Below are 26,193 nucleotides of genomic sequence, written 5' to 3' on the forward strand. Positions count from 1 at the left end.
GCGCCAGGGCGGCGTCTTCAGCGTATTCCGTATTGTAGAATTCATTCCACATTGCAAACACCGAAGGACCTATCGATTGTGGGAAATGACCGGCCATGACGCAGCGCCTGAGTGCTGATGCGGTGACGCTGCGCTACGGCGAGCGCACGATTTCGCAGGGCCTGTCCCTTGCCATTCCCGATGGCTCCTTCACCGTCATCGTGGGTCCGAACGCCTGCGGCAAGTCCACCCTGCTGCGCGCGCTGTCGCGGCTGCTGGTGCCGGTGGCCGGGCAGGTCATCCTCGATGGCCAGCACATCTCGCAATTTCCCGCCAAGGAGGTGGCGCGGCGCCTGGGCCTGCTGCCGCAAAGCGCGATGGCGCCCGAGGGCATCACGGTGGCGGACCTGGTGGCGCGGGGGCGCTACCCCCATCAATCCTTCCTGAGGCAGTGGACGGACGCGGATGAGCAGGCCGTGGCCGAGGCCATGCAGGCCACCGATGTGGCAGCACTGTCAGACCGCCTGCTGGACGAGCTGTCAGGCGGCCAGCGCCAGCGGGTGTGGATTGCGATGGTGCTGGCGCAGCAGACGCCGATCCTGCTGCTGGACGAGCCCACGACGTTCCTCGACATCGCCCACCAGATCGAGCTGATGGAGCTGCTGGCGGATCTCAACGACGCCGGCCGCACGGTGGTTGCGGTGCTGCACGACCTCAACCAGGCGTGCCGCTATGCCTCGCACCTGATCGCCATGCGCGACGGGCGCATTGCCGCGCAGGGCGCGCCCGGGGCGATCTTCACGGAGCAGTTGGTGCAGGAAGTGTTCGGCCTGCCGGCCGTGATCATTGCGGACCCCGTGTCGGGGACGCCCCTGGTGGTGCCCAGGGGGCGCAGGGCCGTGAAAGCCATGGAGCGCGCCGCGGGGAACTGAGGCGCCCGGGCATTTTTCCCGGCGCGGCTTTCAAGGCGAATCTGCGCTGAAGGCCCGCCCGCCCGTGGACTGGTTGATCAGGCTGGCCTCGCGGAACAGCGCGACCCGGTCTTGCGGCGACTTGAGCTGGCCCAGGTCCGAGACGGTGGTGACCGCGCAGACGATTTCATGCTGCGCATCGAACACCGGCGCCGCCTGGCCCGTGACGTTGGACAGCAGGTGGCTGGTCATCTCGGACCAGCAGCGCTCGCGCACTTCGTCGAGCACGGCCTTGGCCGGCGGCTTGCCACGGAAATGGGCGGGCTGCTGGCGCCGTGCGGCGTCGATGGTGGCCTTGGGCAGGAAGGCCTGGAACACCAGGCCGCAGGCGGTGTTGTCTATGGGCAGGATGTCGCCCAGCGCCAGCGGGTTGATCGAGAAGTAGGCGCTGCGGTACCAGCGCACCAGGGTGGGCCCCCGGTCGGTCCAGATGGCGACGCCGCCGCTGAGCGCATGGCTGTGCGTCAGCGCCTTCATGCGCTGCGCCGCAATCTCCACCGCATCCACACGCTTGAGCGCGCCAATGCCGATGCTCAGCGCCGCGCTGCCCAGGTCATACAGGCCGCTGGCCGGGTCCTGCTTGGCCAGGCCTTCCTTGACGAGGCTTTGCAGGTAGCGGTGGGCCGTGGAGCCCCCCGTTCCCGTTCGCCGGGCCACCTCGCCCAGCGCCAGCTCGCTTTCGGCATTGGCCAGGACCATGAGAAACCGGGTGGCGATGGAGACGGACTGGATGGTGCCGGAGCGCTTCTCGCCGGCTGTCGTCTGAGGTGTTGTTGTTTTCAAGGGCTGGGCTTTCTTGCCTGTACCAGGCGCATCGCAGGTGGGGGCGCGAGCGCCGCCGGTGTCGATGATACCGGCTCTGCCGAAGGCTCTGCACGGGTGCGCGCACACCATTTCGCCGCTGTTTTTTTCTTCCGCATGTGGGAATGCATTCCCTACTGTGGAATTTCAATGCATGATGGCGACCTTTGAAAAATACGAATCATTCTCATCAAAGGAAGATGCTGTGAAGCTGTGTTTCCATCGCAGGCTCCCGTCCCGGGCGGGCGCCATCGCACTCTCTACCCTGATGGCGCCGGCCGGCGCCTTCGCACAGGGCGCGTCGGGTTCCGGGGGGGAATCCAACGCGCTTGAAGCGGTCGTGGTCAGCGGAGAAAAGGTCAGGCGCGAACTCAAGGACACGGCCTCCTCCGTGTCGGTCAAGGCCGGCAAGGACCTGGCCCGGCAGGAGTCCGGCAATGCCTCGGTCCACGAGGTGCTGCACGACGTGCCCAACGTGGTCTACACCGACACGGTGGGCGCGCCCATCATCCGCGGGCAGGACACACAGGGCCCCAACAACGGCCAGAACGTCTTCTGGGGCGGCACGGTGCCGCGCGCCACCATCAACCTGGATGGGCACTACCTCAACTACAACGAGATGTTCTTTGGCGCGACCTCGGTCTGGGATGTGGAGAGCATCGAGGTGTTCCGCGGCCCGCAGACCACCTCGCAGGGTGCCAATGCCATTGCGGGCGCCATCGTCGTGAACACCAAGGACCCCAGCTTCAAGCGCGAAGGGGCCTACCAGCTGGAGGCGGGCGACTACCACTCGCGGCGTGCGTCCATCGCCGTCTCCGGCCCCGTGGGCGAGGAGCTGGCCGCGCGACTGGCCGTGGACTACTCGGGGCGCGATACCTTCATCGACTACACCAATCCGCAGTTCCAGCGGGGCCAGGCCGATCAGGATTTCCGCGCGCTGAATGCACGCATGAAGTTCCTGTGGCTGCCCAGCCGCATTCCGGGCCTGGAGGCCAAGTTCACCTATTCCCACAACGACAGCAACCGCCCCAGCCAGGAGGCGGCGTCCGCTCCGTTCAACGCGCTGGAGCACTGGACGACGACCATGCCCAGCTGGAAGCAGAAGACCGACACCGGCATCCTCGACCTCAGCTACGAGCTGGGCAACGGCGTGCGGCTGGTCAACCAGTCCCAGTATTCGCGCTCGTCCGTGCAGCGATACACGGGCATTCCCGGCGAGGGCGATGCCGATATCCGCCAGAACAATGTCTCCAATGAGTTCCGCGCCCTGGTGGGCAGCGACAAGGACCGCCTGAGCGGCTTCGGCGGCGTCTACTACGCGCGCACCGGCACGGACGAAAGCCTGCTGCTGCGCGGCCTGTCCGCCTTCGACGACACGAAGAAAAACCTGGGCGTCTTCGGCGAGCTGAACTGGCGCCTGGCCGACCGCTGGACCCTGACCAGCGGCCTGCGCTACCAGCAGGACGAGGTGGTGCGCACCGGCACTTCGGTGCTGGCACCCACCGCCCTCGACTACACGAAAACCTTCTCGGCACTGCTGCCCAAGCTGTCCCTGGCCTATGCCGCCACACCGCGCTGGACCGTGGGCGCGCTGGTCAGCCGGGGCTACAACCCGGGCGGCGTGTCGCTGAACCTCACCAGCCGGCAATGGGCCTATTTCAAGAAAGAGTCGATCTGGAACTACGAACTGTTCAGCCGCGCCAGCCTGCTCGATGACCGGCTGATGCTCAACACCAACCTGTTCTACATGGACATGCGGGATGCGCAGTACAACATCCCCGTGGTCATCTCCCCGGGCGTGGCCCAGTCCTACACCATCAACGCGGAGAAGGCCCATGCCTACGGCCTCGAGCTGGGCGCCGACTACCGCGCGCTGGACAACCTGCGGATCAAGGCCGGCGTGGGCGTGCTGCGCACCCGCATCGAGGAGATGGGCAGCAACCCCGGCTATGAGCACAACCGCTTCGCCCGCTCGCCCGGCTACAACCTGAGCCTGGGCGTGAGCTGGGACGCCAGCCCCCGGTTCAATGTCTCCGGCCAGGTGCGCCACCTGGACGGCTACTACTCCGATACCGCCAACACCCGCGCCTATGCGGTCGGCTCCAACACCATTGCCGACCTGCGCATGACCTATGCCTACAGCGCGCGCGTGCAGCTGTACGGCTACATCAAGAACGTCTTCGACAGGCGCGCACCGACGTACCTGCAGCAAAACCGCGGCATCGGCGGCATCGAGGCCAGCATGACCGCGCCGCGCATGATCGGCGTGGGCGTGCGGGGAACGTTCTGAGATGGGAATGGCACCAGACATGACAACCCGCAAACCCCTGCACATCGGCCTTTCGCTGGCCCCCACCTGGCTGAGCGGCGACGCCTGGCGGCGGCCCGGCAGCAATATCGAAGGGCTGTACTCCAGCGACTTCGCCCTGGACCTGGCCCGGCGCGCCGAGGCTGCGCACCTGGACTTCGTCTTCCGCCCGGACGTGAGCTTTCTGCCCATGGAGGCGCTGGAGACGGGCGCGGGCTTCGCCAGCCTGGACCCCACGGTGCTGATGGCCGCGCTGGCGCGCGAGACCTCGCGCATCGGCCTGGTGTCCACGGTATCGACCACGTTTTTCCCGCCCTATGCGGTGGCGCGCCAGCTGCAATCGCTGCACTGGATCAGCAACGGCCGCGCCGGGTGGAACATCGTCACGGCCCTGCAGGGCCACGAGAACTTCGGGCTGCAGGCCATGCCCGATGCCGAAGAACGCTATGCGCGGGCCGCAGAGTTCACCGACGTGGTGCGCCGGCTGTGGGCCAGCTTCCCCAACGAGGCATTGAAGATCGACCGGCACAGCGGCCGCTATGCCGATGCCTCGCTGGTCCACCCCATAGACCACGAGGGACCGCACCTGAAGGTGCGCGGCCCGCTGAACCTGCCGGAGTTCGGCGGCCCGCGCATTCCGCTGGTGCAGGCGGGCGCGTCCAGCACCGGGCGCGACTTTGCCGCATCGGTGGCAGACATTGTCTTCGCGCCCACGCCGGACCTGGACGCGGCGCTGGAGCTGCGCCGGGACCTGTCTCGGCGCGCCCAGCGCCATGGCCGCCAGGCGCGGGATGTGCGCCTGCTGCCCGGCCTGAGCCTGTACCTGGCCGACACCCGCGAGCAGGCCCGGGAGATGTTCCAGCAGACGCACGGCCGGGTGGACAGGGACCGCAAGCTGGCGTCGATCAAGGCCATGGTCGGCCTGGACCTGACGGACTGGCCCGCAGACCGGCCGATCACCGCAGCCGACCTTCCGCCGCCCGTGGCAACCCCGTCCAGCCGCACGCATGCGGGCCTGCTCAGGCGCCTGATGGAGCGCGAGTCATTGCGCATCGACGAGCTGCTGCTGCGGCCGGAAATCCTCTCCGCCGCGCACTGGCAGGTGGTCGGCACGGTGGACGATGCCGTGGCGCAGATCACCCAGTGGAGCGCCGCCGGCGCCATCGACGGCTTTCTGGCCGCGCCCGGCGGCTCCGTCGAGTCCCTGCACCGCGTGCTGGAGCAGCTGGTGCCGCGCCTGGTGGAGGCCGGCCTGTTCCGCTCCCGCTACACGGGCACCACGTTCATGGAGCACCTCGACGAGTCGAGGTAGGGGCTGCGCCCTGCCCTCGCCTGGCCTTCACTGCGCCCGCGTGTCGGAACCGCCATCGGGCTCGAACGCAAAGCCCACGCCATAGACGGAGCGAATCCACTCATGGCGGTCGTCCGCCGCCTTGAGTTTCTTGCGCAGGTTCTTGATGTGGCTGTCGATGGCGCGTTCGTTCACGTCCAGCGTGTCGGCGCAGGCCAGCTCCAGCAGCTGCGCGCGCGAGTACAGGCGGCCGGGCTGGCGCATCAGGGCCTGCAGCAAGGTCAGCTCCCGCTTGGTCAGCGGCAGCACGCTGCCGTTGAGCATGGCGCGACCCTGCTCGGGCAGCAGCGTCAGGCGTTGCTGGGCAGGGCCGGGGCCGGCACTGCGGCGCAGCACGGCCTTGACGCGGGCCACGACTTCGCGCGGGGCGAAGGGCTTGCAGATGTAGTCGTCCGCGCCCAGCTCCAGGCCCAGCAGGCGGTCCATTTCCTCGACACGCGCGGTGAGCAGGATGACGGGGCTGGCGCTGTGGGGGCGGAACTGGCGCAGGATGTCCAGGCCGTCCAGCCCCGGCAGCATGATGTCCAGCAAAGTGAGGTCGGGCGGGGAGCGCAGCATGCGGTCCAGCGCCTCGCGCCCGTGGCGGATGTGCTCGACTTCGTAGCCTGCATGGCGCAGGTAGTCGATGACGATGGCGGCCATGTCGGTCTCGTCTTCGACCAGGAGGATGCGGGCAGGCTTCATGGCGCGGGATTTTCCAGCAAGGGCAGCCACAGCGTGATGCGCAGGCCGCCGAGCGGCGAGGCGGCGGCCTCGATGCTGCCGCCATGGGCCTGGACGATGGTGCGGCAGATGGCCAGCCCCAGGCCGGAGCCGCCCAGGCCGTCGCCGTCGCGCACGCGGGAGGCGTCCACGCGATAGAGGCGATCGAACAGGCGCGGCAGGTGCGGGCTGGCCACGCCGGGAGCCGTGTCGTCCCAGCACAGCTGCAGCATGCTGCGGTCCTGCATCTGGACAATTTCGGCAGACACCTGCAGCTGCCCGCCCGCAGCCGTGTAGCGCAGGCTGTTTTCCAGCAGGTTGGCAAACACCTGGTGCAGCCGGTGCGGGTCGCCCTGCACCAGCGGCGGCGGAATGCGCGCGGCCAGCTGGTCCACGGTGGAGCGGTCCAGGCCAATGCCGACCTGCTCGAAGCCGGGCCGCGCGCCGTCCAGCGCCTCGCCCAGCAGGGTCAGCACATGCACGGGCACATGGCCCGAGCCGTGCAGGGCCTGCGGGTCGTCCAGGCTCACGCGCAGGTCGCTGACCAGCCGTATCAGCCGCATGATCTGCCGGTGCAGGCGCAGCGCCATGCGGTCGTCCAGCGGCAGCACGCCGTCCTGCACGGCCTCGACCTCGGCGCGCATGGTGGACAGCGGTGTGCGCAGCTCATGCGCCACGTCGGCCAGCCAGCGCTGGCGCGAGGCCTCCATGGTGGCCAGTTGCACGGCCATGTCGTTGAAGGTTTCCGCAAGGCGGGCCAGCTCCGCATCGCCCTTGATGGCCACGCGCGTGTCCAGCCGCCCGGCCGCAATGCCGCGCAGGCCGTCGACAAAGGCGGTCAGCGGCTCCAGCCAGCGCCGCGTGAGCCAGGCCGACAGCAGCAGCGCCAACAGCAGGCCGGCCAACCCGGTCCAGGCCACGAAGTCCATCTGCTGCGCGAGGAAGGCGCGGTCCAGGTCGCGCTGCATGCCCTGCCCGGTCTGCACGGGGGACAGCACGATCTCGCCAATGGCCTGCCCATTGGCGGCGCGCAGAACGCGGTGCGCCGCACCGGGCTGCGGCGCCATGCCGGAGATGAGCTGGCCCTGGGCATCCAGCAGGCCCACGCGCGCCCACGGGCCGCCGAACGGGCGGTCTGGCGGCGGGCCAGGGCGGTCTGGGCGGTCTGTACGGTCGGAGCGCTCTGATCGATCTGATCGATCGGCAGGCTCTCCGCCTTCCGGCCCAGGTGGCGGCGGAAACTCCGGGCCCGGCCCCGGACCGTGGCTTCCCTCAAAACCAGGCCTCGGCTCCGGCATGGGCATGGGCATGGGCATGGGTGGCCGTGGCCCGGGCTCGCCCGCAGGAAGGCCCCGGCCCATGCCTGCGCCCGGGCGCACCATGTCGCGCCAGAAACCGGGGTTGGCGCGCGCCGCATCCCAGCCGCCGTTTTGCTCATGGTGCTGGATCAGCCGCTCGGCCAGCCCGTCCATGCCGGTCAGCTCCACCTCGGCCATGTACGGGCCCAGGCCCCGCTGCAGCCCCAGGCGGGAGAAGCCGAGAAACACCAGCAGCAGGGCCACCAGCAGCACGGCCAGGGCGAAGAAGGCCTTGTGCTGCAGCTTCAGGCGTGGGAGGCGGAGGCTCATTCAGTTGCTGCGTCAGACGGCAATGCCGATGGAAATCGTGGCGGTGTGGCCATTGGTGGTGTCTCCGGTGAAGGTGGGCGTCTGCCAGGCGATCTGCTCGCTGGTGTTGTCGCCGAAGACATTGTCCGATGTCACGCTGACCCGCGACAGGTTGGAGACGCTGGCGCTGTAGCCGCTGACACCGGCATAGACGGCGCTGGCCACGTCCTTGGGCATGGCCATCTGCGAGGTCAGCAGCTTGTTGGTGTAGCTGCCGGCCGTGTTGATGCTGCGGAACACCTCGAAGTGCATGTGCGGCCAACGCCCGTCATAGCAGCCCGGGAAGATGGTCACAAAGGTGCATTCGCCATTGCTGTCCGTCGCCTGCACGCCGCGCAGGAAGTTCTGGTTGAGCAGGTCGGTGGAGTACAGCGAATACTCGCCCTCGCGGGTGCAATGCCACAGGTAGATGGCATAGCCTTCCAGCGGGCTGCAGTTGGTGCCGACGTTGACCAGGGTGATCTTGAGCGTCAGCGGCAGGCCCGCAGCCGTGCCGTTCATGCCGCCAAAGCTGCTGCGCAGGTCGCTGCGCACCACGCCGCTTTGCGACAGCACATTGACCAGGCTGCCGCGCGAGCCGTTGGAGCCGTCGGCGGGGTAAGGGCCCTCGGTTTCCGTGGGATCGACCATGCAGGTGCCGGTCGTGGTTCCAGTCCCCGTGCCCGTACCAGTGCCCGTGTCGGTGCCCGTTCCTGTCCCGGTTCCTGTGCCGGTCCCTGTCGAATCACCGGAATCACCTCCGCCACCACCGCAGGCGGACAAGAGCGCGGCAGCGCCACCGGCAGCCATCAGGCCCAACAGGCGGCGGCGCTCGGACAGGCGGCGCGCCATGACTTGCAGATCGTGCTGAAGGCCCAGGTCGTGGGCAAGATCATCGGCATCGTGAGAGTGGTTCATGGGGATGGCTTTTCATGAGGGCCTGTGCGCAGGCCCGTGGGGTTGCAGACAGCCCGGCGGCGTGGCCCGCCGGGCCACGCGATCACTGCTGCGGATGGGGCGGCGGCCCGCCTGCGCCGGGCCCGCCAGCCGGCATGGCCACCAGCTGCCCGTTCAGGCTGCGGCAGGTGCCGGCCAGCGTCTTGCCATCGGGCATGGTCAGGGTCACGCTGTCACCCTCGGCCTTGCCCTGGCAGGCCGTATAGGCCTCGGGCGGCGGCGACGGCGGATTGCCGTGCCCCCCGTGGCCCTGCGCATGGCTGCAGGCCGCCGCGAAGGCCGCCACAGCCAGCACCAGGGCCGGGCGAATGCGTGAAGCGTTGGTTTGCGAGAAATCAATCATGGTCTTTTCCTGGAGTTGCCAAGGAATTCTTGCGACCAATCTGGGGGGAAATTGGGAGAAGTGGGGACGAGCTGGTACAAGCTCACAGAGCGAGTGAGTCAACAAGCTCTGCATCGCACAACAGAACCATGAAACCAACAAGATTCCTGCTGCTGGCCGCCCTGCTCGGCCCACCCGCTCTTGCTGCAGATCTGACCGTGATCGAAATGCATGCGGCAAGCGGCAATGATCGCCCGTACAGCCTGGATGGCCAGCGGGTCAGTCCGGCTCAGTTGAGAAACACACTCTCCAAGAAGCTGATCGCTGCCCCCGATGCCAAAAGCACGGCACGCATTGCCGTGCTGGTCGATCCCGATGTGAAGGTCGGCGCCCTCTCCGAGCTTCGCGGTCTGGTGATGAAAGTGGGATTCGGCATGCCGCGCTATTTCATGACGACGCGGGTGAATGACAAGCTCTCCGAGATCCAGGTGAACTACAGCCCGGTCTTCCCGAGAAGCGGGCTGGAGGCGTTGATGTCGTCCGGCCAACAGGCTGCAGATCCAGCGGCAACAGCACCCACTCCGCCCCGCTGATCACAGCCCCAGCATTGTCTTTAGCAGTCAGAGGGCCGAGTTTTTATTCCAGCGTGACATTGGCCTTCTTGACCAGGCGCGCAAAGCGCTCCTGTTCGGAGCGCAGGAACTGGGCTGCCGCCTCGGGGCTGTTGAGCACGGTGTATTCGTCGCGCCGTGCAAAGCCGGCCTTGACCTCGGGGTCGGCAAAGGCGGTGGCGATGCCGTCGTGCAGGCGGCGCACCTGGGCGGGCGGCATGCCCTTGGGGCCTATGGCGGCCACCCAGCCGGCGATGTCCACGCTGGGAAAGCCCTGCTCTGCCACGGTGGGCACATCGGGCAGCGATGCCACGCGCTCGCGGCCCATGATGCCGATGGCACGCAGCGCGCCGGATCTGAGGTGCGCCTGCGCCGTGCCCACGGCGATCACGCCGAAGTCCACCTGCCCGCTGAGCAGGTCCACCACCATCTGGCCGACGCCCTTGTAGGGAATGTGGCGTGCCGTGGTGCCGGCCGCGTCCAGAAAGACTTCGGCCGCGAGGTGGAAGATGGTGCCGTTGCCGGACGAGGCGTAGTTGAGGTCGCCGGGCCGCGCCTTCATGAGCGCCTGCAGTTCGCGCGCATTGCGCGCCGCCACCTTGGGGTGGACGACCAGCACGAAGGGCGAACCGCCGACGATGGACAGCGGCGTGATGTCGGCCAGGCTGTCGTAGGGCAGCTTCTTGAAGACGCTGGGGTTGACGGCGTGGTTGTTGGAGATGAAGGCGATGGTGTTGCCATCGGCCGGCGCCTTGACCAGCATCTGCGTTCCCGTGATGCCGCCCGCACCCGGCAGGTTCTCCATGACCACGGGCTGGCCGCCCAGCGAGCGCACCAGCGCGGTCTGGGCCGAGCGCACGATGGTGTCGGCGCCCGAGCCTGCCCCCACGGGCAGGATGACGCGCAGCGGCGTGCCATTTTGGGCGCGCACGCCCAGGGCAGCGGCCCCCAGCGATGCGCCGGCCAGGGCCAGCAGGGTGCGGCGGCGGAAGGGATGGGACGAGTGCATGGGGTTGTCTCCTTTTTGTGTTGTCTCATGCGCGCCGGGGTGGTTTTTCTGCGGCCTTCGGCGCCCGGGGATGGCTGTCAGGTCTGTGATGCAAGGGCTCCGAGGATTTCTTCGGTGTGCTCGCCAATCCCGGCCAGCGGCATGCGCACGCCGGGACGGTGGCCGTTCATGAGCAGGGGCAGCAGCACCACGTCGGTCTGGCCGCCGTCTTCGGTCTGCATGGAAGCCAGGCCGCCGCTTTGGCGCAGGTGCGGGTCGTCCACCAGTTGCTCGGGCCGAGTGATGGGCGCGTAGGGAATGCCTGCGGCCTCCAGCTGCGGCGCGAGCCGGGTCGATTCATGGCCGGCCAGGATGGCGCCCAGCTCGGCCAGCAGTTGGGGGCGCACGGCCACGCGGGCGGCGTTGTCGGCGTATTCGGGGCGCTGCAGCAGGTCGGCACGGTCCAGCACGCGGCACAGGGTGGCGAACTGCTTGTCGCTGACGGCGCCGATGAACAGCTGCTCGCCACCGGCCAGGGTGAACACGTCGTAGACGCTCCAGGCCGATACGCGCGAGGGCATGGGCGGCGGTGCCTCTCCCGTCATCAGGTACTGCTGCATGTGCTGGGATGACAGGAAGACGCAGTTCTCGAACAGCGCGCTTTGCACCTCCTGGCCGCGCCCGGTGCGCTCACGCTCGCGCAGGGCGGCGAGCACGCCGATGGCGCCGAACATGCCGCCCATGATGTCGTTGACGCTGGTGCCCGCGCGCAGCGGCCGGCCCACGGGGCCGGTCATGTACGACAGGCCGCCCATCATCTGCACCACCTCGTCCAGCGCCAGGCGCTTTTCGTAGGGGCCGGGCAGAAAGCCCTTGTGGCTGACGTAGATGAGGCCGGGCGAGCGCTGCGACAGCGTGGCGTAGTCCAGGCCCAGGGATTGCATGAGGCCGGGGCGGAAGTTCTCCAGCACCACATCGCTGCCAGCGGCCAGCTCGGCAGCGGTGGCGCGGCCCGCTTCGGTGGTGATGTCCAGCACCACGCTTTTCTTGTTGCGGTTGAAGCTGCGGAAAAAGCCGATGCCCAGGCCGGGCAGCGTGCGCGTTTTGTCGCCGCCCGGTGGCTCGACCTTGATGACTTCGGCGCCCAGGTCGGCCAGGATCATGCCGCAGGTGGGGCCCATGACCATGTGGGTGAATTCGATGACGCGGATGCCGGACAGCGGCAGCAGGGGTTCGGTGGCCATACAGGTGTGCTCGTGGGAAGGTAAGGGGTTCATGCAGCGGCGGGGGCTGCGTCGGCGGTGACGCTGCGCGGCAAGCCCGCGCGCCACAGCGCGCCATGCAGGCTTTCGCCGTCCAGCCAGGCGGCCACCTTGGCGCGCAGGCGCAGCAGGGCCTCGATGTCCAGGCCCGTGTCGATGTCCATGGTGTCCAGCATGAAGGCCAGGTCTTCGGTGGAGGCATTGCCGCTGGCGCCGGGCGCATGGGGGCAGCCACCGATGCCGGCCAGCGTGGCGTCAAAGCGCGTGACGCCGGTCTGCAGGGCCGCATGCACATTGGCCAACGCCAGGCCGCGCGTGTCGTGGAAGTGGCCGCACCAAAAGCGTTCGCCCGCAATGCGCCTCGCCTGCTCGAACAGCGATTGCACCTGGCCCGGCCCGCCATGGCCCACGGTGTCGGCCATGCTGACGCGGTCGGCCCCCGCGTCCAGCAGGGCCTGCATGCAGCGCAGCACCTCGGCCGGTTCCACCCGGCCCTGCAGCGTGCAGCCGAAGGCCGTGCCAATGCCGCCCTCGATCAGCATCGTCGAACCCGCCGCATCGCGTGCGGCACGCATGCGGGCCACCTCGGCCACGACCTCATCGGGCGTCTTGCGCAGGTTGGCCAGGCTGTGGGCATGGCTGGCCGACAGCGGCACCAGCATCAGGTCGGCCCCGCTGGCAAGGGCGCTTTCGGCACCACGCATGTTGGGCACCAGCACGGAGACGAACAGGCCCGGCAGCGTTCGGGCATAGGCCACCAGCTCGGCCGTGTCGGCCAGTTGGGGCAGCAGGCGCGCGGGAACAAAGGAGCCGACTTCAATCTCGCGCTGGCCGGCAGCGTAGGCATCGCGTATCCATTCCTTCTTGCGCTCGGTGGACAGCACGGTCTGGATGCTTTGCAGGCCATCGCGCAGGCCGACCTCGCGGATGACGGCGGACTGCAGGGCACGGATGGGTTCTGGCATGGGAAGGTTCGCGTGGGGTGGTTTGTCTTGAATGGCACTTTAGACATTCCCACCAGCGTGCAGAAGCGATAATTTTTCGCCTTAGAGTTTCCTAAATGGAAATCCATAACCGCCATGAAAGATCTGGACCTGACCACCCTGCGGCTCTTTGTCGCGGCCTGCGACCTGGGCAACATCGCCCGCGCGGGCGAGCAGCAGCACATCGGCTCATCGGCCATCAGCAAGCGCATGGCGCTGCTGGAAGAGCAGGTGCAGGCCCCACTGCTGGAGCGCCACCGCCGGGGCGTGGTGCCCACCGCAGCCGGGCTGATGCTGCTGGAGCACGCACGCGCCATGCTGGCCAGCGCCGACCGCGCGGCCCGCGACATGGCGGCCTACCAGCATGGCGTGAAGGGACAGGTGCGGATACTGGCCTCGGTCTCGTCGATTGCCGAGTCGCTGCCCGATGACATCGCGGCCTTTCTGCAAAAGCCCGAGCACGCGCAGATCCGCGTGGATATCGAGGAGCTGACCAGCAGCGAAATCATCCGATCCATCCGCGAAGGCCTGGCCCTGGTGGGCGTGTGCTGGAACGCGGCCGATCTGGAGGGCCTGCAGACCCTGCCCTACCGCTGCGACACCCTGGCCGTGGCCGTGCCGGCCGGCCACCCGCTGGCCTTGCGCGACAGCTGCAGCTTCAGCGAAACGCTGGATTGCGAGCATGTGGGCCTGCCCGCCTCCACGGCCGTCTACACCATGCTGGCGCGGGCGGCGGCCATCATCGGCCGGCCCATCAATTACCGCGCCGTGGTCAGCTCCTTCGACGCCACGATCCGCTGCGTGCGCGCCGGCCTGGGCGTGGCCATCATGCCCAGGGAGATCCTGGGCATGGCGGGCCCCGGTCAGGGTGTGCAGGGCGCGCAGGGTGTGCACATGGTGCCGCTCACCGATGCCTGGGCGCGGCGGCAGTTCGCCATCTGCTTCAGGGACGGCAGCCGGCTATCGCCTGCGGCGCGCACGCTGGTGGACTATCTGGCCGGGTGCGCGCAAAGGGATTGAGGGCTGCGGCATGCGGAATGCGGAATGCGCGTGCGGCGTGCAGCCTCGGCATAGGCCTCGGGCAGTGGCGACGGCGGGTTGCCGTGGCCACCATGGCCCCGCGCATGGCAGCAGGCAGCCGCGAAGGCCGCCAGGGCTGGGGCCGGGCGAACGCGCAAAGCGCTGGCTTGAGAGAAATCAATCATGGTCTTTTCCTGGAGCTGCAAAGAAATTCTTGCGATCAATCCGAGGCGAAATTGGGAGAGATGGGGAGGCCCCCAGGCGCAGGCACGCCCAAGGAACTCTCTCCCCGAACGTCCCTGCCAAGCCTGCCGGATGCAAGGTTCAGCCAACAAACGCAGGCCTGCTCCAGTGCGCCGGCGACTGGCACATCAAAACGCTATGCCCTCGCTCTGGAAGCCAGTGTGACAAGAACGCCGCCGAGTTTTCTTCTCCATCGAGCAATCAGCCCTGCCACCGCCAGAAAGCCGGTTATACAGAAAAGACCAACCACTTGCGAAAATCCCAAAGCAGTATTCAATTGCAAGAGAGGGACAATAACCAAAAAAAGAATACCGTTGACCGCAAGCTGCGGATAAAAGGCATCCGACAAGCCACGAAGCATGCCAAGCAATATAACGAAACAGCAATTGATAAAATAGAAGAGAAAAAACAGATAGTTCAAATCCACTATGGATGCCGCCACCATCACATCCGGGCTGAACAAGGAAACAATCCATGGCAATGCAAGCCAAGCCAGCAGTCCAATCGGAAAAACCATCAGGAAGAATATTTTCTCCGCGGTCTTCCTGAAATATTCAAGCATGACCTGATCATTTGCACCATATGCAAAGGAGAACTTGATCGTTGCCAGGTGGGCAAGTCCTATCACAGGAATCTGAAGCAGGAAAATGATCGAATTCATTATCGCGAATGCGGATGCCGACACAGTACTTAGACTGGCACAGTAGATACCTATGTAATAGAAGAGATATTTCTGCGCCACTGCTCCCACAGAGACGGGCACTGCACTTTTCAGCGCGCGGAAATAGATACGTCTCTCCCCCATGAGGCGGCAGCTCGCCCGCGTAGCTCTCAGCAAAGCTTTTCTATCGACGCAAATTGCAAAAACAATGATCGATATGATCAATCCGATCATGTCTGTTGCAAAATACGCCCATGATATCTCATATGCTCGCACTGCCGGATTGCCATGCAAAATCCATAAAACCGCAATCAACTGAAGAGATACCGTCATCAGTCTCAGTCTGAATACCAAAGTTATTTTCTGGTAAGTCTCCAACAAGAATTGGATCGCCGCACTGACGGCCACGACAGGCAGACTCAGAACAAGCACTCTATAGGCAAGAAAAGCCTCCTCGCTTATCATAGATTGACCAAGTGCGCCGAAGGGGTTTGGCAACACATAGGCCAAGCCTACCGCAAAAAAAGAAATTAGAAGCATCAACCACAGGCCTGCAAAGAAAATACCAAACAGATCTCTCTGGTTACCTTCACCAAAGCTCTTACCGAGTTCAGACTGCACCCCATATTGAATGGCCGTGTTCGCGACAAAGAATATTGCAGCTGCGGAAAGCGCAAGACTGAAAGCTGCCAACAGATCTGTCGATGCTCCACCCAGCAGCGCAACTATGATGATGCTGGCCACTTGCGTGGCACAGCGGTTCACTGCAATCTTCAAGGACTCTGCTAGAAATTGGTATGGCTTCATCACTAGTCAACCGAAGAGAGCTCAACAGTCTCTTCTTCGAACCCCATAATGTAGGAGCCGAACTCCTGGAAATGCAAGCTTTGCGTCGTCGCAAAGGAATTTCTCAAATCACCCAAGTCCTCATCACCTCTCATACCAAAATAAGGATAATGATGAAGATAGGCTCCAAATATGGCATTACAGTCTTCGTGATACTTATATGTATCCAAAATGTGGTGATGCCAAATCTCATCAATCTCCGTCGATGGAGCTAGCACATGCGCATGGCCATACTTTCGCATCAGCCACAAGAAATTCCTGTAATAGCCAACAGCGATCTCTGCCGCCTCGACATCCCAGACCCTGGAAATATTGGCATCAGGAACCGATAGCTTGTATATCAGCATCGAGAAATCAATATTGCGGATGTACTTCTTCACCCGCCGATCATCTAAAGCGCTATTTGTACGAATAAACACATTCGGAACGATACGCTTGGCATCGCGTGATTCAAGATAGCTCACATGCATCTCCTGATGATTGAGCGCCGGCAAGGCAACGCACTTGCCGGCACCCTAGTGAATTACCAGTGACCACCACCCTGGCAATGGTGATGTTCAGCGACCACGTTTGCTTGGCGAACGATCTTTCTCACGAAACGAACTCTCTTTTGCATTTTTCATCCTTGGTAGACGTCGCGGAATTGCGACGGCCAAAAGATAACATGCCACCCCTCAAACATAGAAAGGATCAATTCAATAAATCTGTAACAATTTGAAGAGCGGAGCACATGATGCAGTAAGCAATATCAAAAATCTTGACATGCAATACATCCCACATGATTGCATTGAATTCTTTGTTAGCACATCCGAAAATCACTCCAAAGACAAGAAATATGTAGCATCCCGGCAGATTGCATAGACCCCAAACGCAACCGGCCTTCCATACCCATAGCCACAACATAGTTTTTGATAAGATCCATACACCACCGTCAAGCACACGACACTATCGCATCCCGGATGATTGCATAGCCACAAGACTCCATCCATTCCTGAAACCTCATAACTTTTGCGTCAAAGTTGATGGATTCTCTCGGTCAAACCCGGAAAAGCACATGAAATAAATCCCGGACGATTGTATAGAACTCAAAGCCGTCCGCTCCGCCGTGGCCAAGGTACAAGAGTTGATAGATTTACTGCAAGCTGAAATCGGGAGGAGAACCATGCTCACATCACTGCACAAGAATGCACGCACCACGCTTGCCACTCGCGCCGATATAGCTGCCAGTTCGGAGCCTGCCAGCGTGCTGGCCCGACGCTACGGCATTACAGAGCAAACCGTCTACAAGTGGAAGAAGCGCGAAGTTTTCCACGACCGATCGCATACTGCTCACCGTCTGCAGACCATACTCAACCCTGCCCAAGAAATGATTGTGGTCCACCTGCGACAAACCTTGATGTTGTCCTTGGATGATCTATTGACAGTCGCACAGGAATTCTTGTGCCCCCAGGTTTCGCGTTCAGGATTGGACAGGTGTCTGCGCAGGCATGGGAAAGAAAAACTCGGCCATCCGAATGCAAAGCCGCCATCGTCAACCCGCCAAGGCAGCAGGAGACACAAGCCCGGCCATGTGCACATAGACGTAAAGCAGATATCCCAGATGGAAGGCAGGACCAGCCGACGCTACCTATTCGTAGCCATCGACAGGTCCACGCGGTGGGTGTTTGTTCAACTCAAGGCCAACAAAACTACGGCCAGTGCTCAGGCCTTCCTGAAGGCCCTCCATGGAACCTGCCCCATCAGGATCACCAAGCTGCTGACTGACAATGATAAAGAGTTCACGGAGCGAGTATTCGCCAACAAGGACCCACAAATACCCAACGTCAAAAATGAGTTCGATCAACTTTGCCAAGAGTTGGGTATAGAACACCACCAGACAAATACCAAGGCCCCCAGAGCCAATGCGCCGTTGAAGCATTCCACTGCCTGCGTTGCAGACGTGCTCAAGACACGCAGATTCAAGGCCCACGAGGATTTGGAACAGACCTTGTTGCGCTATGTAACGCTGTACAACCACAAACTGCCGCAGTCAGCGCTAAAGAACAAGACGCCCATACAGTGCATGAAGGACTGGCATCAGACGCATCCGAATCTTTTCCACCGAAAGCCGTATGAACGCCTCAGGTGTGACAGATAGCGGGCTGAGTCAACCCTGTCTGCAACTTAAGCGCTGGTCTGTTGCCGGAGACCACAGGGCACACGACCCCTGTAGTGCAAGAAACCACCTTCCGGCAGTTGCCCACACGGCCATGCCGCCTGCCGGGCCGGTCCTGCCTCAGGGTGATCTTGGCTTTCCTGATGCAGTTCGCGCGCATTGCACGCCGCCGCCCAGGGAAGTCACCTGCGCCAGTGGAACACCGGCAGGATGCACGAGAAGAAAGCGCGGGGTAGCGCAGCCAGCCCCCTGGAGTTATCACGATTAATTGAAGTTTGCGTGATACATCCGCTACAGGGTCCCTCCAACAATGGGACCCATGAACACCGCCCTCATCACCCCCCAACCGGCACAGCCCAAGGATGGCCAGCGCATCCACCCGCTGTGGCTGCGCCTCACGCATTGGCTCAATGCGCTGGCCGTGGTCATCCTGGTGACCAGCGGCTGGCGCATCTACAACGCGGCGCCGTTCTTTGATTTCAGCTTTCCGGGCTCGATCACGCTGGGCGGCTGGCTGGGCGGGGCGCTGCAATGGCATTTCGCGGCCATGTGGCTGCTGGTGTTCAACGGACTGCTGTACCTGCTGCTCAACATCGCCAGCGGCCGGTGGCTGCGCAAGTTCTTTCCCGTCAGCGTGCAGGGCGTGCGCCAGGACCTGGTGGCCGCCCTCAAGGGCCGGCTCTCGCACGCCGACCCGGCCCGCTACAACCATGTGCAAAAGCTGGCCTACCTGTTCGTGGTGCTGGACCTGGTGGTGATCGTGCTGTCGGGCCTGGTGCTCTGGAAGTCGGTGCAGTTCCCGCTGCTGCGCGAGCTGCTGGGCGGCTATGAATCCGCACGGCGCGTGCACTTCTTCGGCATGGCTGCGCTGGTCGCCTTTGTGGTGGTGCACCTGGCAATGGTCGCCCTGGTGCCCCGGACCTTCCTGACCATGATCCACGGCCGTGCGCCCAAGTCACCATGAAAATCTTCAAAGCCCCTTCCCTGCCCGGCGTCGATGGCGCGGCCGTGGTGCACGAGGCACGCTCGCTGATCGCCCGCAAGCTGGACCAGCCCGCACGCCGCGCCTTCTTGCAGCGCTCGCTGACGCTGGGCGGCCTGTCCCTGCTCACGGGCTGCAGCATCAGCGATGACAGCCACGTCGAGGCCGCGCTCAGCCAGGTATCGCGCTTCAACGACCGCGTGCAGGGCCTGCTGTTCAGCCCCACGCGGCTGGCGCCCACCTATTCCGCAGCCGAGATCACGCGCCCCTTCCCCTTCAATGCCTACTACGGCGAGGACGAGGTGCGCGAGGTGGACGGGGCCAGCTGGCGCCTGGAGGTGACCGGCATGGTCGCCGATCGCCATGCCTGGACCCTGGCCGAGCTGCGCGCCATGCCGCAGGACGAACAGATCACGCGCCACATCTGCGTGGAAGGCTGGAGCGCCATAGGCCGCTGGGGCGGCGTGCGCTTTGCCGATTTCCTGCGCCACATAGGCGCCGACACCAGCGCCAAGTACGTCGGCTTCAAGTGCGTGGACGACTACTTCACCAGCATCGACATGGCCACGGCCCTGCATCCGCAGACGCTGATGGCATTGACTTACGACGGGCAGCCCCTGCCGCCCAAATATGGCTTTCCGATGAAGCTGCGCATGCCCACCAAGCTGGGCTACAAGAACCCGAAGCACATCCAGGCCATGTTCGTCACCAACACCTACTCCGGCGGCTACTGGGAAGACCAGGGCTACAACTGGTTCGGAGGCAGCTGAGCGGCCTTCCAAGCCGCTGGGCCGCCAACGAAGGTGCGAGGCCGGGCCCATCCAAAGCCGGCCGATTTGCAATCCCGCAAACCGCTAATCCAAAGGAAGACTCAAATGACCAAGCTCACCACCACCCTGCTCGCCACCTGCCTCGCCCTGGCCGGTGCCACCACGGCATTCGCTGCGGATGAGATGGCGAAGGACGGCATGTCCAACGGAGCCATGTCCAAGGATTCGATGTCCAAGGACGGAATGAAGAAGGACTCCATGGCCAAGGACGGCATGAAGAAAGACTCCATGTCCAAGGACGGGATGAAGAAGGACTCGATGTCCAAGGACGGCATGCACAAGGATGGCATGCACAAGGACGGCATGTCCAAGGATGGAATGAAGAAGGATTCCATGGGCAAGGACGCCATGTCCAAATAAGCAGACGGACTCGCCTGATCCGTCTGGTGCCCTCCAGGCGGTCGGGCCGTCGGGGCTGCTTGGAAAGCTGACTGGGGCTGCCGATCAGGCAACCAGGCACAGAGCCCGGTCCTGCCTGCGCCCCGAATGCCCGCTCTGCAACAGAAGCGGGCCGGCGGGCTTCAGCGGCGCTGCGGAGGACGCGGGCCCGGTGCGCCGGAGCGTTGCTCGATGTGGCGGAACGTGAGGCGACCCTTGTTCAGGTCATAGGGCGACATTTCAAGCGTCACCTTGTCGCCGGCCAGCACGCGGATGCGGTGCTTGCGCATTTTTCCGCCGGTATAGGCGATGAGCTGGTGGCCGTTTTCCAGCGTTACGCGGAAGCGGGAATCAGGCAGCACTTCGTCTACCCGGCCTTGCATTTCGATCAGTTCTTCTTTAGCCAATGGGACTCCTGTGAGTACATGTTGAAAGGGTTGCGTCGCCGCAAGTTGCTGGTGCAGCACCATGCTGCGGCCTTGGGCCAGCGCAGGATGACCGCTGCACGCAGGCAGCGGAGCATCGAAAAAAGGGAAAAGAGGACCCTGCAGGTGGCAGGGAGAGTGCGGACCCGGGAGGTGGGTTGGATTCGCGTGGTGCTCGCCGTTGAGAGTGACAGTTGCGGACCTCGTCACAGACTTTGTGACAGTGGGCGGCTAACGGCAGCCCGGAGACCGCGAAGGTGTCAGACGGGCACTGAGGAGGCGAACAACAAGGACAGCACCTCCATCAGTATAGGTGAATTGCCGGCCCCGCGTTGAAGCGGCGCCGGGTACCGCACCTGTACGGGGCGGCATTTTCCCTGTCGGGACTGGGGCAATTCGCAGTCGAACCGGAAGTAGTGCCCTCTCTTGGTGGTTGCGGCGGCATCGAAGCGGCCGCAGGCGGCCCGCCTCATGCCTTTCACCTATCCCAGCTTGGGCAGCAGATTGAACAGCAGCACCATCAGCAGGCCCACAAAGGACACGATGGACTGGACCACGGTAATCGTCTTGGTGGCCTCGCCCATGCTCATGCCGAAGGACTCCTTCACCATCCAGAAGCCCGCGTGGTTGGCGTAGTTGAAGAACAGCGAGCCGCAGCCGATGGCCAGCGCCAGCAGCGGCACGTTCAGCGAAGGATCGGAGGCCGCCAGCGGCGCCAGCAGGCCCGCCGCGCCCACGATGCCCACGGTGGCCGAGCCGGTGGACACCGACAGCAGCATGGCGATCATCCAGCCCAGCACCAGCGGAGGCAGGGCGAACTGCTGGGTCATGTGGACGATGGCATCGCCCACCTTGGCGCTGGTCAGGATCTGCTGGAAGGCGCCGCCGCCCGCAATGATGAGCATGATGCCGGCGATGGGCTTGAGGCTCTGGCCCAGCGCGTCGCGCAGCTTCTCTGCATCGGCGCCGCGCAGATAGCCCAGGGTGATGGAGGCAAACACCACGCCCAGCAGCATGGCCACCAGCGGATTACCCAGGAAGGCCGCCGCATGCAGCAGGCCCGAATCCTTGGGCAGCAGCACCTCGGCCAGCGCATGCACCAGCATCAGCAGCGCGGGCAGCAAGGCGCACAGCACGCCCATGCCGATGCTGGGCGCACTGCCCTCCCCGCCTTCCTTCTTGCCTGATGTGAACTGCTCCAGCAGGGCTGCATCGGGGCGCGTGCTCATGCGCGGCGTGATGAAGGCGCCGTACAGCGGACCACCCAGCACCATCGCGGGAATCACGGCCAGAAAGCCGTACAGCATGGTCGGGCCGACCGTGGTGTGCAGCGTGGCAATGGCGGTGAGCGGGCCCGGGTGCGGCGGCACCATGCCGTGCATGGCGGCCAGCGCGGCGATCACGGGCACGCCCACATAGACATAGGCCGATCCCTTGAAGCGCTCATTGCTTTCCAGCTTGCGCGCCACGCTGAAGATCAGCGGCAGCATGACCACCAGCCCCACCTCGAAGAACATGGGAATGCCGATCACGAAGGCCACCAGGGTCATTGCCCAGGGAATCATGCGCTCGGACGTGCGCTGCAGGATGGCACTGGCCAGCCGCTCGGTGGTGCCGGAGTCCGCCAGGATCTTGCCCAGCATGGCGCCCAGGGCAATCACCACGCCCACCGCGCCCAGCGTCTTGCCGGCCCCGTTGGTGAGGTTCTTGACGATCTCGCCCGGCGCCATGCCCGTGGCAAAGCCCACGCCAATGGAAACCACCAGCAGCGCCAGCAGGGGATGAAGACGGATGCGCGAGACGATCAGCGCGACGAGGACCAGCACGCTGGCCAGCGCGATGAGCAGCAGTTGGGTATCGAATGAAGACATAGGAAGCTTGGAGTTGTGATTCTTGCGACGGACGCCCGCACGCTGGCGGCATGCGGTTTCCGATCGCTGCAAATCGTATGCCTGGCCCTGAGGGGGAGCTGTAGGCTCCGGGCTTGTTCGCACGGGCAGCCGCTACGCGCAGCGGGGCAACTCAACTGCCAAGACAAAGCTCATAGACCGGCAAACCATCGGCGCCTTTCGGATCGCACAGCCACAGACCCTCAAAGAAATGGTGATCCTGGTCGGCCAGGAGGTCTTCCACCGCGAAATGCAGTTCATGGAGCAGCTCTGATGGCGTAGGCGCCGCTGTGCGGCGTATCTGCACTACTTCGGAGATCTTCAGCCACTCACCGGTGATCCCTCGTTGGTCGTACTTGAAGATGATGTTCAGGCTGGAAATCGGCAAGCGGGCCAGCAACGCCTTTTCATTGAAGTCGCATCCAACGTCTTCGTGATACTCGCGCAGCGCAGCTTCCATCAACTGTGCGTTGCCAGGCAGGGCCGCCTGGAAGGACCAGTACAGATCGGTCAACAGCTTTTCAGGAGGTCGCATATGCATCTCAAGGGAGTGAAGGGATCGCGTGCCAACAGAAGTGCTGCGCTCTTGTTCCAGTGGCTACTGACCACGCACGCTGGGCCTGATTGCAGCTTACTTTGCAAAGCCCATCTCGGAATGGCGAAGCCCATGGTTCTCTTTTGGCCCATGCAAGGACAACCTCGCTGCAGCGCCAGCAGGGTGCATTGAAGCAAGCCTGGAAAGCGGCCAAGGCCAGGGCCTCAGCCGCCAAACGCCTGGCTGCCACAAAAGCTTCAAATCTCCGTCACCGCACCGTCACGCGCAGCGGGTGCAATGTAAACGTTTTCAAGAAATCGTTTACATCCATGAGCATCACCGAGGTTGCACGCCGCGCGGGACTGTCCGTCGCCACTGTTTCGCGGGTTTTCAACTCGCCGGAGGTGGTCAATGCGCAAACGCGCAGCACGGTGCTGCGCGTGGCGCAGGAAGTGGGCTATGTGGCCAATGCCAGCGCCCGCACGCTGCGCACGCGCAGCAGCAAGGTGCTGGGCGTGGTGCTGCCCACGCTCACCAATCCGGTGTTTGCCGAGTGCCTGCAGGGCATTGCCTCGCAGGCGGCGCTGCGCGGCTATGCGATTTCGCCCTGCACCACCGAATACGACCACGCCGGTGAAGACGCGGCCACCACGCGGCTGCTGGCCAGCGGGGTGGATGCGCTGGTGCTGGTGGTCTCCAACCCTGGCGATTCGGCGGCGCTGGCGCGTGTGCGCCAGGCCGGCAAGCCCTATGTGCTGGCCTATCACCACACCCATGAGCATGCCTGCGTGGGCGTGGACAACACGGGCGCCGTCAGGGAGCTGGTGCTGCGCCTGGCTGCGGCAGGCCACAGCCGCATCGGCATGGTCACGGGCCAGTTGCAGGCGTCCGACCGCGCCCAGCAGCGCTGCCGCGGCTATGCGCTGGGCATGCAGGCCGCAGGCCTGTCGCCGCTGCCGGTCTGGGAGGTGCCCTTTGCCGCCACCGCCGTGCAGATGCTGCAGCACCACCTGGCCGAGCAGGCCCCGCCCACGGCCATTGTCTGCAGCAACGATCTGCTGGCGATACGCACCATCCGCGCGGCATCGCTGGCCGGGTTCCGCGTGCCTGCGGACCTCAGCGTCGTCGGCTTTGACGGGATTGCCATGGCGGGCGATCTCACGCCTTCGCTGGCCTCGATTTCCCAGCCCAACCACGACATCGGCTCGGCCTGCGTGCGCCTGCTGTGCGATGCGCTGGCGGGCAAGAAAACCCTGGCCGCGCAAGACAGCCTGTGCCTGCCGCATGGCTGGCGCAGCGGCGAGTCCTGCCGGCTCTGAAACCAACAACAGCGGCCCGCTCAAGCCAAGGCCGCGCCCTTCCCTTCCCCACGCTCCCCCACCTCTTCGAGTACGCACCATGAAACTGACTGCCCTTCCCTTCAAGCTCTCCTTCAAGCCCTCCATCAAGCGCCTTGCCCTGCTGGCCGCCACCACCGCCGTCTGCGGCACGGCGCTGGCCCAGAGCGCCATCTGCTACAACTGCCCGCCCGAATGGGCCGACTGGGGCACGCAGATCAAGGCCATCAAGGCCGATACCGGCATCACCGTGCCGCCCGACAACAAGAACTCCGGCCAGTCGCTGGCCCAGCTGGTGGCCGAGAAGGCCAGCCCCGTGGCCGATGTGACCTACCTGGGCGTGACCTTCGCCATCCAGGCGCAGAAAGACGGCGTGGTTGCCGCCTACAAGCCCGCCAACTGGGACCAGATTCCCGCCGGCCTCAAGGACCCCAAGGGCGAGTGGGTGACCATCCACTCGGGCACGCTGGGCTTCATGGTCAACAAGGCGGCACTGGGCGGCAAGCCCGTGCCGCAGTCCTGGGCAGACCTGCTCAAGCCCGAATACAAGGGCCTGGTGGGCTACCTGGACCCGGCCTCGGCCTTCGTGGGCTATGTAGGCGCCGTGGCCGTGAACCAGGCCATGGGCGGCACGCTGGACAACTTCCAGCCCGCCATCGACTACTTCAAAAAGCTGCAGAAGAACGAGCCCATCGTGCCCAAGCAGACCTCGTATGCGCGCCTGCTGTCGGGCGAGATCGGCATCCTGCTGGACTACGACTTCAACGCCTACCGCGCCCGCTACAAGGACAAGGCCGACGTGGACTTCGTGATCCCCAAGGAAGGCACCGTGGTCATGCCCTATGTGATGAGCCTGGTGAACAAGGCGCCGCACACGGACAACGGCAAGAAGGTGCTGGACTATGTGCTGTCCGACAAGGGCCAGTCCATCTGGGCCAACGCCTACCTGCGCCCCGTGCGCGACGTGGCCCTGCCCAAGGAAGTGGCCGGTCATTTCCTGCCCGCCAGCGAGTACGCACGCGCCACCTCGGTGGACTACCAGAAGATGGCCGATGTGCAAAAGGGCTTCTCCACGCGCTACCTGCGTGAAGTGCGTTGAGCCAGGCGGACTGCATCGTGGGCATTCCCTCCCAAGCGCCAGGCGACTGGCGCGCCCGCGCTCTGCTGCTGGCCTGCAGCGCGCCGGCCGTGGCCTTCTTCGCGGCGTTCTGGCTGCTGCCGGCCGGCCTGCTGCTGGCGCTGCCGGCGCGTGAAGGCTGGCGCACCTACTTCGCCACGCTGACCGACGCGCTGTACCTGCAAAGCCTGCTGCAGACGCTGGCCCTGTCGCTGGCCGTGACCCTGGCCACGCTGCTGATCGGCGCGGTGATGGGCATTGCGCTGGCGCGCCACCGCTTCACGGGGCGCGGCCTGCTGCTGTCGCTGCTGACGCTGCCGCTGTCGTTTCCGGGCGTGATCATCGGCTTTTTCATCATCCTGCTGGGCGGGCGCCAGGGCGCGCTGGCCGATCTGTCGGTGGCCCTGGGCGGCGAGCGGATCACCTTCGCCTACGGGCTGCTGGGCCTGTTCCTGGGCTACCTGTATTTCTCGCTGCCACGCGCCATTGCCTCCTACACGGCAGCGGCCGAGGCGCTGGACCTGCACCTGGAAGAGGCCGCGCGCTCGCTGGGCGGCAATGGCTGGCGCGTGGCGCGCGACGTGTGGTGGCCCCAGCTGCTGCCCACCACGCTGGCCTGCGGCGCCATCGTGTTCGCCACGTCGGTAGGGGCCTTCGGCACGGCCTTCACGCTGTCGAGCAAGTTCGAGGTGCTGCCCATCACCATCTACAACGAGTTCACCAACTACGCCAACTTCGCCCTGGCCGCCAGCCTGTCGATCAGCCTGGGGCTGATCACCTGGCTGGTGCTGTGGCTGTCGCGGCGCTGGGCGGGTCCGGCCGCCTCGGGAGTCTGAACATGCGGACCACACAAAAAAATAGCCCCCACGCTGCCCTTGCAGCGCAAGGTCCGCT

At 64.6% G+C, this 26,193-nt stretch carries 25 protein-coding genes; 12 read left to right on the forward strand and 13 right to left on the reverse strand.

What is annotated here, in order from left to right; translation table 11 throughout:
• The first annotated feature begins 95 nt into the window (after positions 1–95).
• Positions 96–911: an ABC transporter ATP-binding protein gene (locus BW39_RS14950; protein WP_043822650.1), complete on the forward strand. Its 816-nt coding sequence runs from the start codon at positions 96–98 to the stop codon at positions 909–911.
• Between the two features lie 30 nt (positions 912–941).
• On the opposite strand, the gene BW39_RS14955 is transcribed toward BW39_RS14950, so the two are convergent.
• Complete coding sequence (locus BW39_RS14955) at positions 942–1,733, reverse strand: IclR family transcriptional regulator (RefSeq protein WP_012204987.1); 792 nt, start codon at positions 1,731–1,733, stop codon at positions 942–944.
• Positions 1,734–2,091: 358 nt separating this feature from the next.
• On the opposite strand from BW39_RS14955, the gene BW39_RS14960 reads away from it, so the two are divergent.
• Together BW39_RS14960 and BW39_RS14965 are read left to right on the forward strand one after the other, a co-directional pair.
• Positions 2,092–4,041: a TonB-dependent receptor gene (locus BW39_RS14960; protein ID WP_235264211.1), complete on the forward strand. Its 1,950-nt coding sequence runs from the start codon at positions 2,092–2,094 to the stop codon at positions 4,039–4,041.
• A 19-nt stretch (positions 4,042–4,060) separates the two neighbouring features.
• On the forward strand, positions 4,061–5,371 hold the full coding sequence (locus tag BW39_RS14965) for an NtaA/DmoA family FMN-dependent monooxygenase (RefSeq protein ID WP_043822653.1): 1,311 nt from the start codon (positions 4,061–4,063) through the stop codon (positions 5,369–5,371).
• A gap of 27 nt (positions 5,372–5,398) precedes the next feature.
• On the opposite strand, the gene BW39_RS14970 is transcribed toward BW39_RS14965, so the two are convergent.
• The 4 genes from BW39_RS14970 to BW39_RS14985 all read right to left on the reverse strand — a co-directional run bounded on the left by BW39_RS14970 (position 5,399) and on the right by BW39_RS14985 (position 9,058).
• The gene (locus tag BW39_RS14970) at positions 5,399–6,094 is read right to left on the reverse strand and encodes a response regulator (protein WP_043822656.1); all 696 of its coding nucleotides are present in this window, start codon (positions 6,092–6,094) and stop codon (positions 5,399–5,401) included.
• Positions 6,091–7,740, reverse strand: coding sequence for an ATP-binding protein (locus BW39_RS14975; RefSeq protein ID WP_043822659.1), 1,650 nt, complete (start codon positions 7,738–7,740; stop codon positions 6,091–6,093). The genes BW39_RS14970 and BW39_RS14975 overlap by 4 nt, the downstream gene beginning before the upstream one ends.
• Before the next feature lie 12 nt (positions 7,741–7,752).
• Complete coding sequence (locus tag BW39_RS14980; RefSeq protein WP_043822661.1) at positions 7,753–8,676, reverse strand: dioxygenase family protein; 924 nt, start codon at positions 8,674–8,676, stop codon at positions 7,753–7,755.
• Between the two features lie 82 nt (positions 8,677–8,758).
• Entirely contained in the window at positions 8,759–9,058 is a 300-nt protein-coding gene (locus tag BW39_RS14985; protein WP_016448111.1) for a hypothetical protein, read from the reverse strand.
• 128 nt (positions 9,059–9,186) lie between these two features.
• On the opposite strand from BW39_RS14985, the gene BW39_RS14990 reads away from it, so the two are divergent.
• On the forward strand, positions 9,187–9,630 hold the full coding sequence (locus tag BW39_RS14990; RefSeq protein ID WP_043822662.1) for a hypothetical protein: 444 nt from the start codon (positions 9,187–9,189) through the stop codon (positions 9,628–9,630).
• Between the two features lie 43 nt (positions 9,631–9,673).
• Here the strand turns inward: BW39_RS14990 and BW39_RS14995 are convergent, their stop codons facing one another.
• From BW39_RS14995 to BW39_RS15005, 3 genes are all read right to left on the reverse strand, one after another.
• A complete protein-coding gene (locus BW39_RS14995) occupies positions 9,674–10,657 on the reverse strand; it encodes a tripartite tricarboxylate transporter substrate binding protein (protein ID WP_043822664.1) in 984 nt (327 codons plus the stop codon).
• 77 nt (positions 10,658–10,734) lie between these two features.
• Positions 10,735–11,880: a CaiB/BaiF CoA transferase family protein gene (locus tag BW39_RS15000; protein ID WP_326923862.1), complete on the reverse strand. Its 1,146-nt coding sequence runs from the start codon at positions 11,878–11,880 to the stop codon at positions 10,735–10,737.
• A gap of 29 nt (positions 11,881–11,909) precedes the next feature.
• Entirely contained in the window at positions 11,910–12,863 is a 954-nt protein-coding gene (locus BW39_RS15005) for a hydroxymethylglutaryl-CoA lyase (protein ID WP_043822669.1), read from the reverse strand.
• A 114-nt stretch (positions 12,864–12,977) separates the two neighbouring features.
• Between BW39_RS15005 and BW39_RS15010 the strand changes: the two genes are divergently transcribed.
• Complete coding sequence (locus tag BW39_RS15010; protein WP_043822672.1) at positions 12,978–13,901, forward strand: LysR family transcriptional regulator; 924 nt, start codon at positions 12,978–12,980, stop codon at positions 13,899–13,901.
• A gap of 379 nt (positions 13,902–14,280) precedes the next feature.
• Here BW39_RS15010 and BW39_RS15015 read toward each other — a convergent pair whose 3' ends face one another.
• Entirely contained in the window at positions 14,281–15,582 is a 1,302-nt protein-coding gene (locus tag BW39_RS15015) for an MATE family efflux transporter (RefSeq protein WP_161786991.1), read from the reverse strand.
• A 32-nt stretch (positions 15,583–15,614) separates the two neighbouring features.
• The gene (locus BW39_RS15020; RefSeq protein ID WP_161786992.1) at positions 15,615–16,115 is read right to left on the reverse strand and encodes a glycine-rich domain-containing protein; all 501 of its coding nucleotides are present in this window, start codon (positions 16,113–16,115) and stop codon (positions 15,615–15,617) included.
• A gap of 698 nt (positions 16,116–16,813) precedes the next feature.
• Between BW39_RS15020 and BW39_RS15025 the strand changes: the two genes are divergently transcribed.
• From BW39_RS15025 to BW39_RS15040, 4 genes are all read left to right on the forward strand, one after another.
• Entirely contained in the window at positions 16,814–17,788 is a 975-nt protein-coding gene (locus BW39_RS15025; RefSeq protein WP_043822674.1) for a DDE-type integrase/transposase/recombinase, read from the forward strand.
• 328 nt (positions 17,789–18,116) lie between these two features.
• On the forward strand, positions 18,117–18,770 hold the full coding sequence (locus tag BW39_RS15030) for a cytochrome b/b6 domain-containing protein (RefSeq protein ID WP_043822676.1): 654 nt from the start codon (positions 18,117–18,119) through the stop codon (positions 18,768–18,770).
• Positions 18,767–19,558 carry a molybdopterin-dependent oxidoreductase gene (locus tag BW39_RS15035; RefSeq protein ID WP_043822678.1) on the forward strand — a complete coding sequence of 264 codons (792 nt, stop codon included), beginning with the start codon at positions 18,767–18,769 and terminating at the stop codon, positions 19,556–19,558. The genes BW39_RS15030 and BW39_RS15035 overlap by 4 nt, the downstream gene beginning before the upstream one ends.
• 105 nt (positions 19,559–19,663) lie before the next feature.
• Entirely contained in the window at positions 19,664–19,978 is a 315-nt protein-coding gene (locus BW39_RS15040) for a pentapeptide MXKDX repeat protein (protein ID WP_012204972.1), read from the forward strand.
• 161 nt (positions 19,979–20,139) lie between these two features.
• Here BW39_RS15040 and infA read toward each other — a convergent pair whose 3' ends face one another.
• From infA to BW39_RS15055, 3 genes are all read right to left on the reverse strand, one after another.
• The gene (infA, locus tag BW39_RS15045; protein ID WP_012204971.1) at positions 20,140–20,403 is read right to left on the reverse strand and encodes a translation initiation factor IF-1; all 264 of its coding nucleotides are present in this window, start codon (positions 20,401–20,403) and stop codon (positions 20,140–20,142) included.
• A gap of 500 nt (positions 20,404–20,903) precedes the next feature.
• Complete coding sequence (locus BW39_RS15050; protein ID WP_016453662.1) at positions 20,904–22,292, reverse strand: GntP family permease; 1,389 nt, start codon at positions 22,290–22,292, stop codon at positions 20,904–20,906.
• Between the two features lie 151 nt (positions 22,293–22,443).
• Positions 22,444–22,824 carry a hypothetical protein gene (locus BW39_RS15055; protein WP_161786993.1) on the reverse strand — a complete coding sequence of 127 codons (381 nt, stop codon included), beginning with the start codon at positions 22,822–22,824 and terminating at the stop codon, positions 22,444–22,446.
• 350 nt (positions 22,825–23,174) lie between these two features.
• Between BW39_RS15055 and BW39_RS15060 the strand changes: the two genes are divergently transcribed.
• From BW39_RS15060 to BW39_RS15070, 3 genes are all read left to right on the forward strand, one after another.
• Positions 23,175–24,164 (forward strand): LacI family DNA-binding transcriptional regulator, encoded by a 990-nt coding sequence (locus BW39_RS15060; RefSeq protein ID WP_043822680.1) that lies wholly within the window; start codon positions 23,175–23,177, stop codon positions 24,162–24,164.
• Between the two features lie 79 nt (positions 24,165–24,243).
• Entirely contained in the window at positions 24,244–25,281 is a 1,038-nt protein-coding gene (locus BW39_RS15065) for an ABC transporter substrate-binding protein (protein ID WP_043822681.1), read from the forward strand.
• Positions 25,278–26,135 carry an ABC transporter permease gene (locus BW39_RS15070; RefSeq protein WP_043822682.1) on the forward strand — a complete coding sequence of 286 codons (858 nt, stop codon included), beginning with the start codon at positions 25,278–25,280 and terminating at the stop codon, positions 26,133–26,135. The genes BW39_RS15065 and BW39_RS15070 overlap by 4 nt, the downstream gene beginning before the upstream one ends.
• Positions 26,136–26,193 lie beyond the last annotated feature (58 nt).

It is taken from the genome of Delftia sp. RIT313 (genome assembly GCF_000632165.1).
GTDB lineage: Bacteria > Pseudomonadota > Gammaproteobacteria > Burkholderiales > Burkholderiaceae_C > Comamonas > Comamonas acidovorans.

Coding starts and splice junctions, on each gene's coding strand:
- BW39_RS14950 (WP_043822650.1), top strand. CDS start 96: ATGACGCAGCGCCTGAGTGCTGATGCGGTGACGCTGCGCTACGGCGAG.
- BW39_RS14965 (WP_043822653.1), top strand. CDS start 4,061: ATGACAACCCGCAAACCCCTGCACATCGGCCTTTCGCTGGCCCCCACC.
- BW39_RS14970 (WP_043822656.1), bottom strand. CDS start 6,094: ATGAAGCCTGCCCGCATCCTCCTGGTCGAAGACGAGACCGACATGGCC.
- BW39_RS14975 (WP_043822659.1), bottom strand. CDS start 7,740: ATGAGCCTCCGCCTCCCACGCCTGAAGCTGCAGCACAAGGCCTTCTTC.
- BW39_RS14980 (WP_043822661.1), bottom strand. CDS start 8,676: ATGAACCACTCTCACGATGCCGATGATCTTGCCCACGACCTGGGCCTT.
- BW39_RS14985 (WP_016448111.1), bottom strand. CDS start 9,058: ATGATTGATTTCTCGCAAACCAACGCTTCACGCATTCGCCCGGCCCTG.
- BW39_RS14990 (WP_043822662.1), top strand. CDS start 9,187: ATGAAACCAACAAGATTCCTGCTGCTGGCCGCCCTGCTCGGCCCACCC.
- BW39_RS14995 (WP_043822664.1), bottom strand. CDS start 10,657: ATGCACTCGTCCCATCCCTTCCGCCGCCGCACCCTGCTGGCCCTGGCC.
- BW39_RS15000 (WP_326923862.1), bottom strand. CDS start 11,880: ATGGCCACCGAACCCCTGCTGCCGCTGTCCGGCATCCGCGTCATCGAA.
- BW39_RS15005 (WP_043822669.1), bottom strand. CDS start 12,863: ATGCCAGAACCCATCCGTGCCCTGCAGTCCGCCGTCATCCGCGAGGTC.
- BW39_RS15010 (WP_043822672.1), top strand. CDS start 12,978: ATGAAAGATCTGGACCTGACCACCCTGCGGCTCTTTGTCGCGGCCTGC.
- BW39_RS15025 (WP_043822674.1), top strand. CDS start 16,814: ATGCTCACATCACTGCACAAGAATGCACGCACCACGCTTGCCACTCGC.
- BW39_RS15030 (WP_043822676.1), top strand. CDS start 18,117: ATGGGACCCATGAACACCGCCCTCATCACCCCCCAACCGGCACAGCCC.
- BW39_RS15035 (WP_043822678.1), top strand. CDS start 18,767: ATGAAAATCTTCAAAGCCCCTTCCCTGCCCGGCGTCGATGGCGCGGCC.
- BW39_RS15040 (WP_012204972.1), top strand. CDS start 19,664: ATGACCAAGCTCACCACCACCCTGCTCGCCACCTGCCTCGCCCTGGCC.
- BW39_RS15050 (WP_016453662.1), bottom strand. CDS start 22,292: ATGTCTTCATTCGATACCCAACTGCTGCTCATCGCGCTGGCCAGCGTG.
- BW39_RS15060 (WP_043822680.1), top strand. CDS start 23,175: ATGAGCATCACCGAGGTTGCACGCCGCGCGGGACTGTCCGTCGCCACT.
- BW39_RS15065 (WP_043822681.1), top strand. CDS start 24,244: ATGAAACTGACTGCCCTTCCCTTCAAGCTCTCCTTCAAGCCCTCCATC.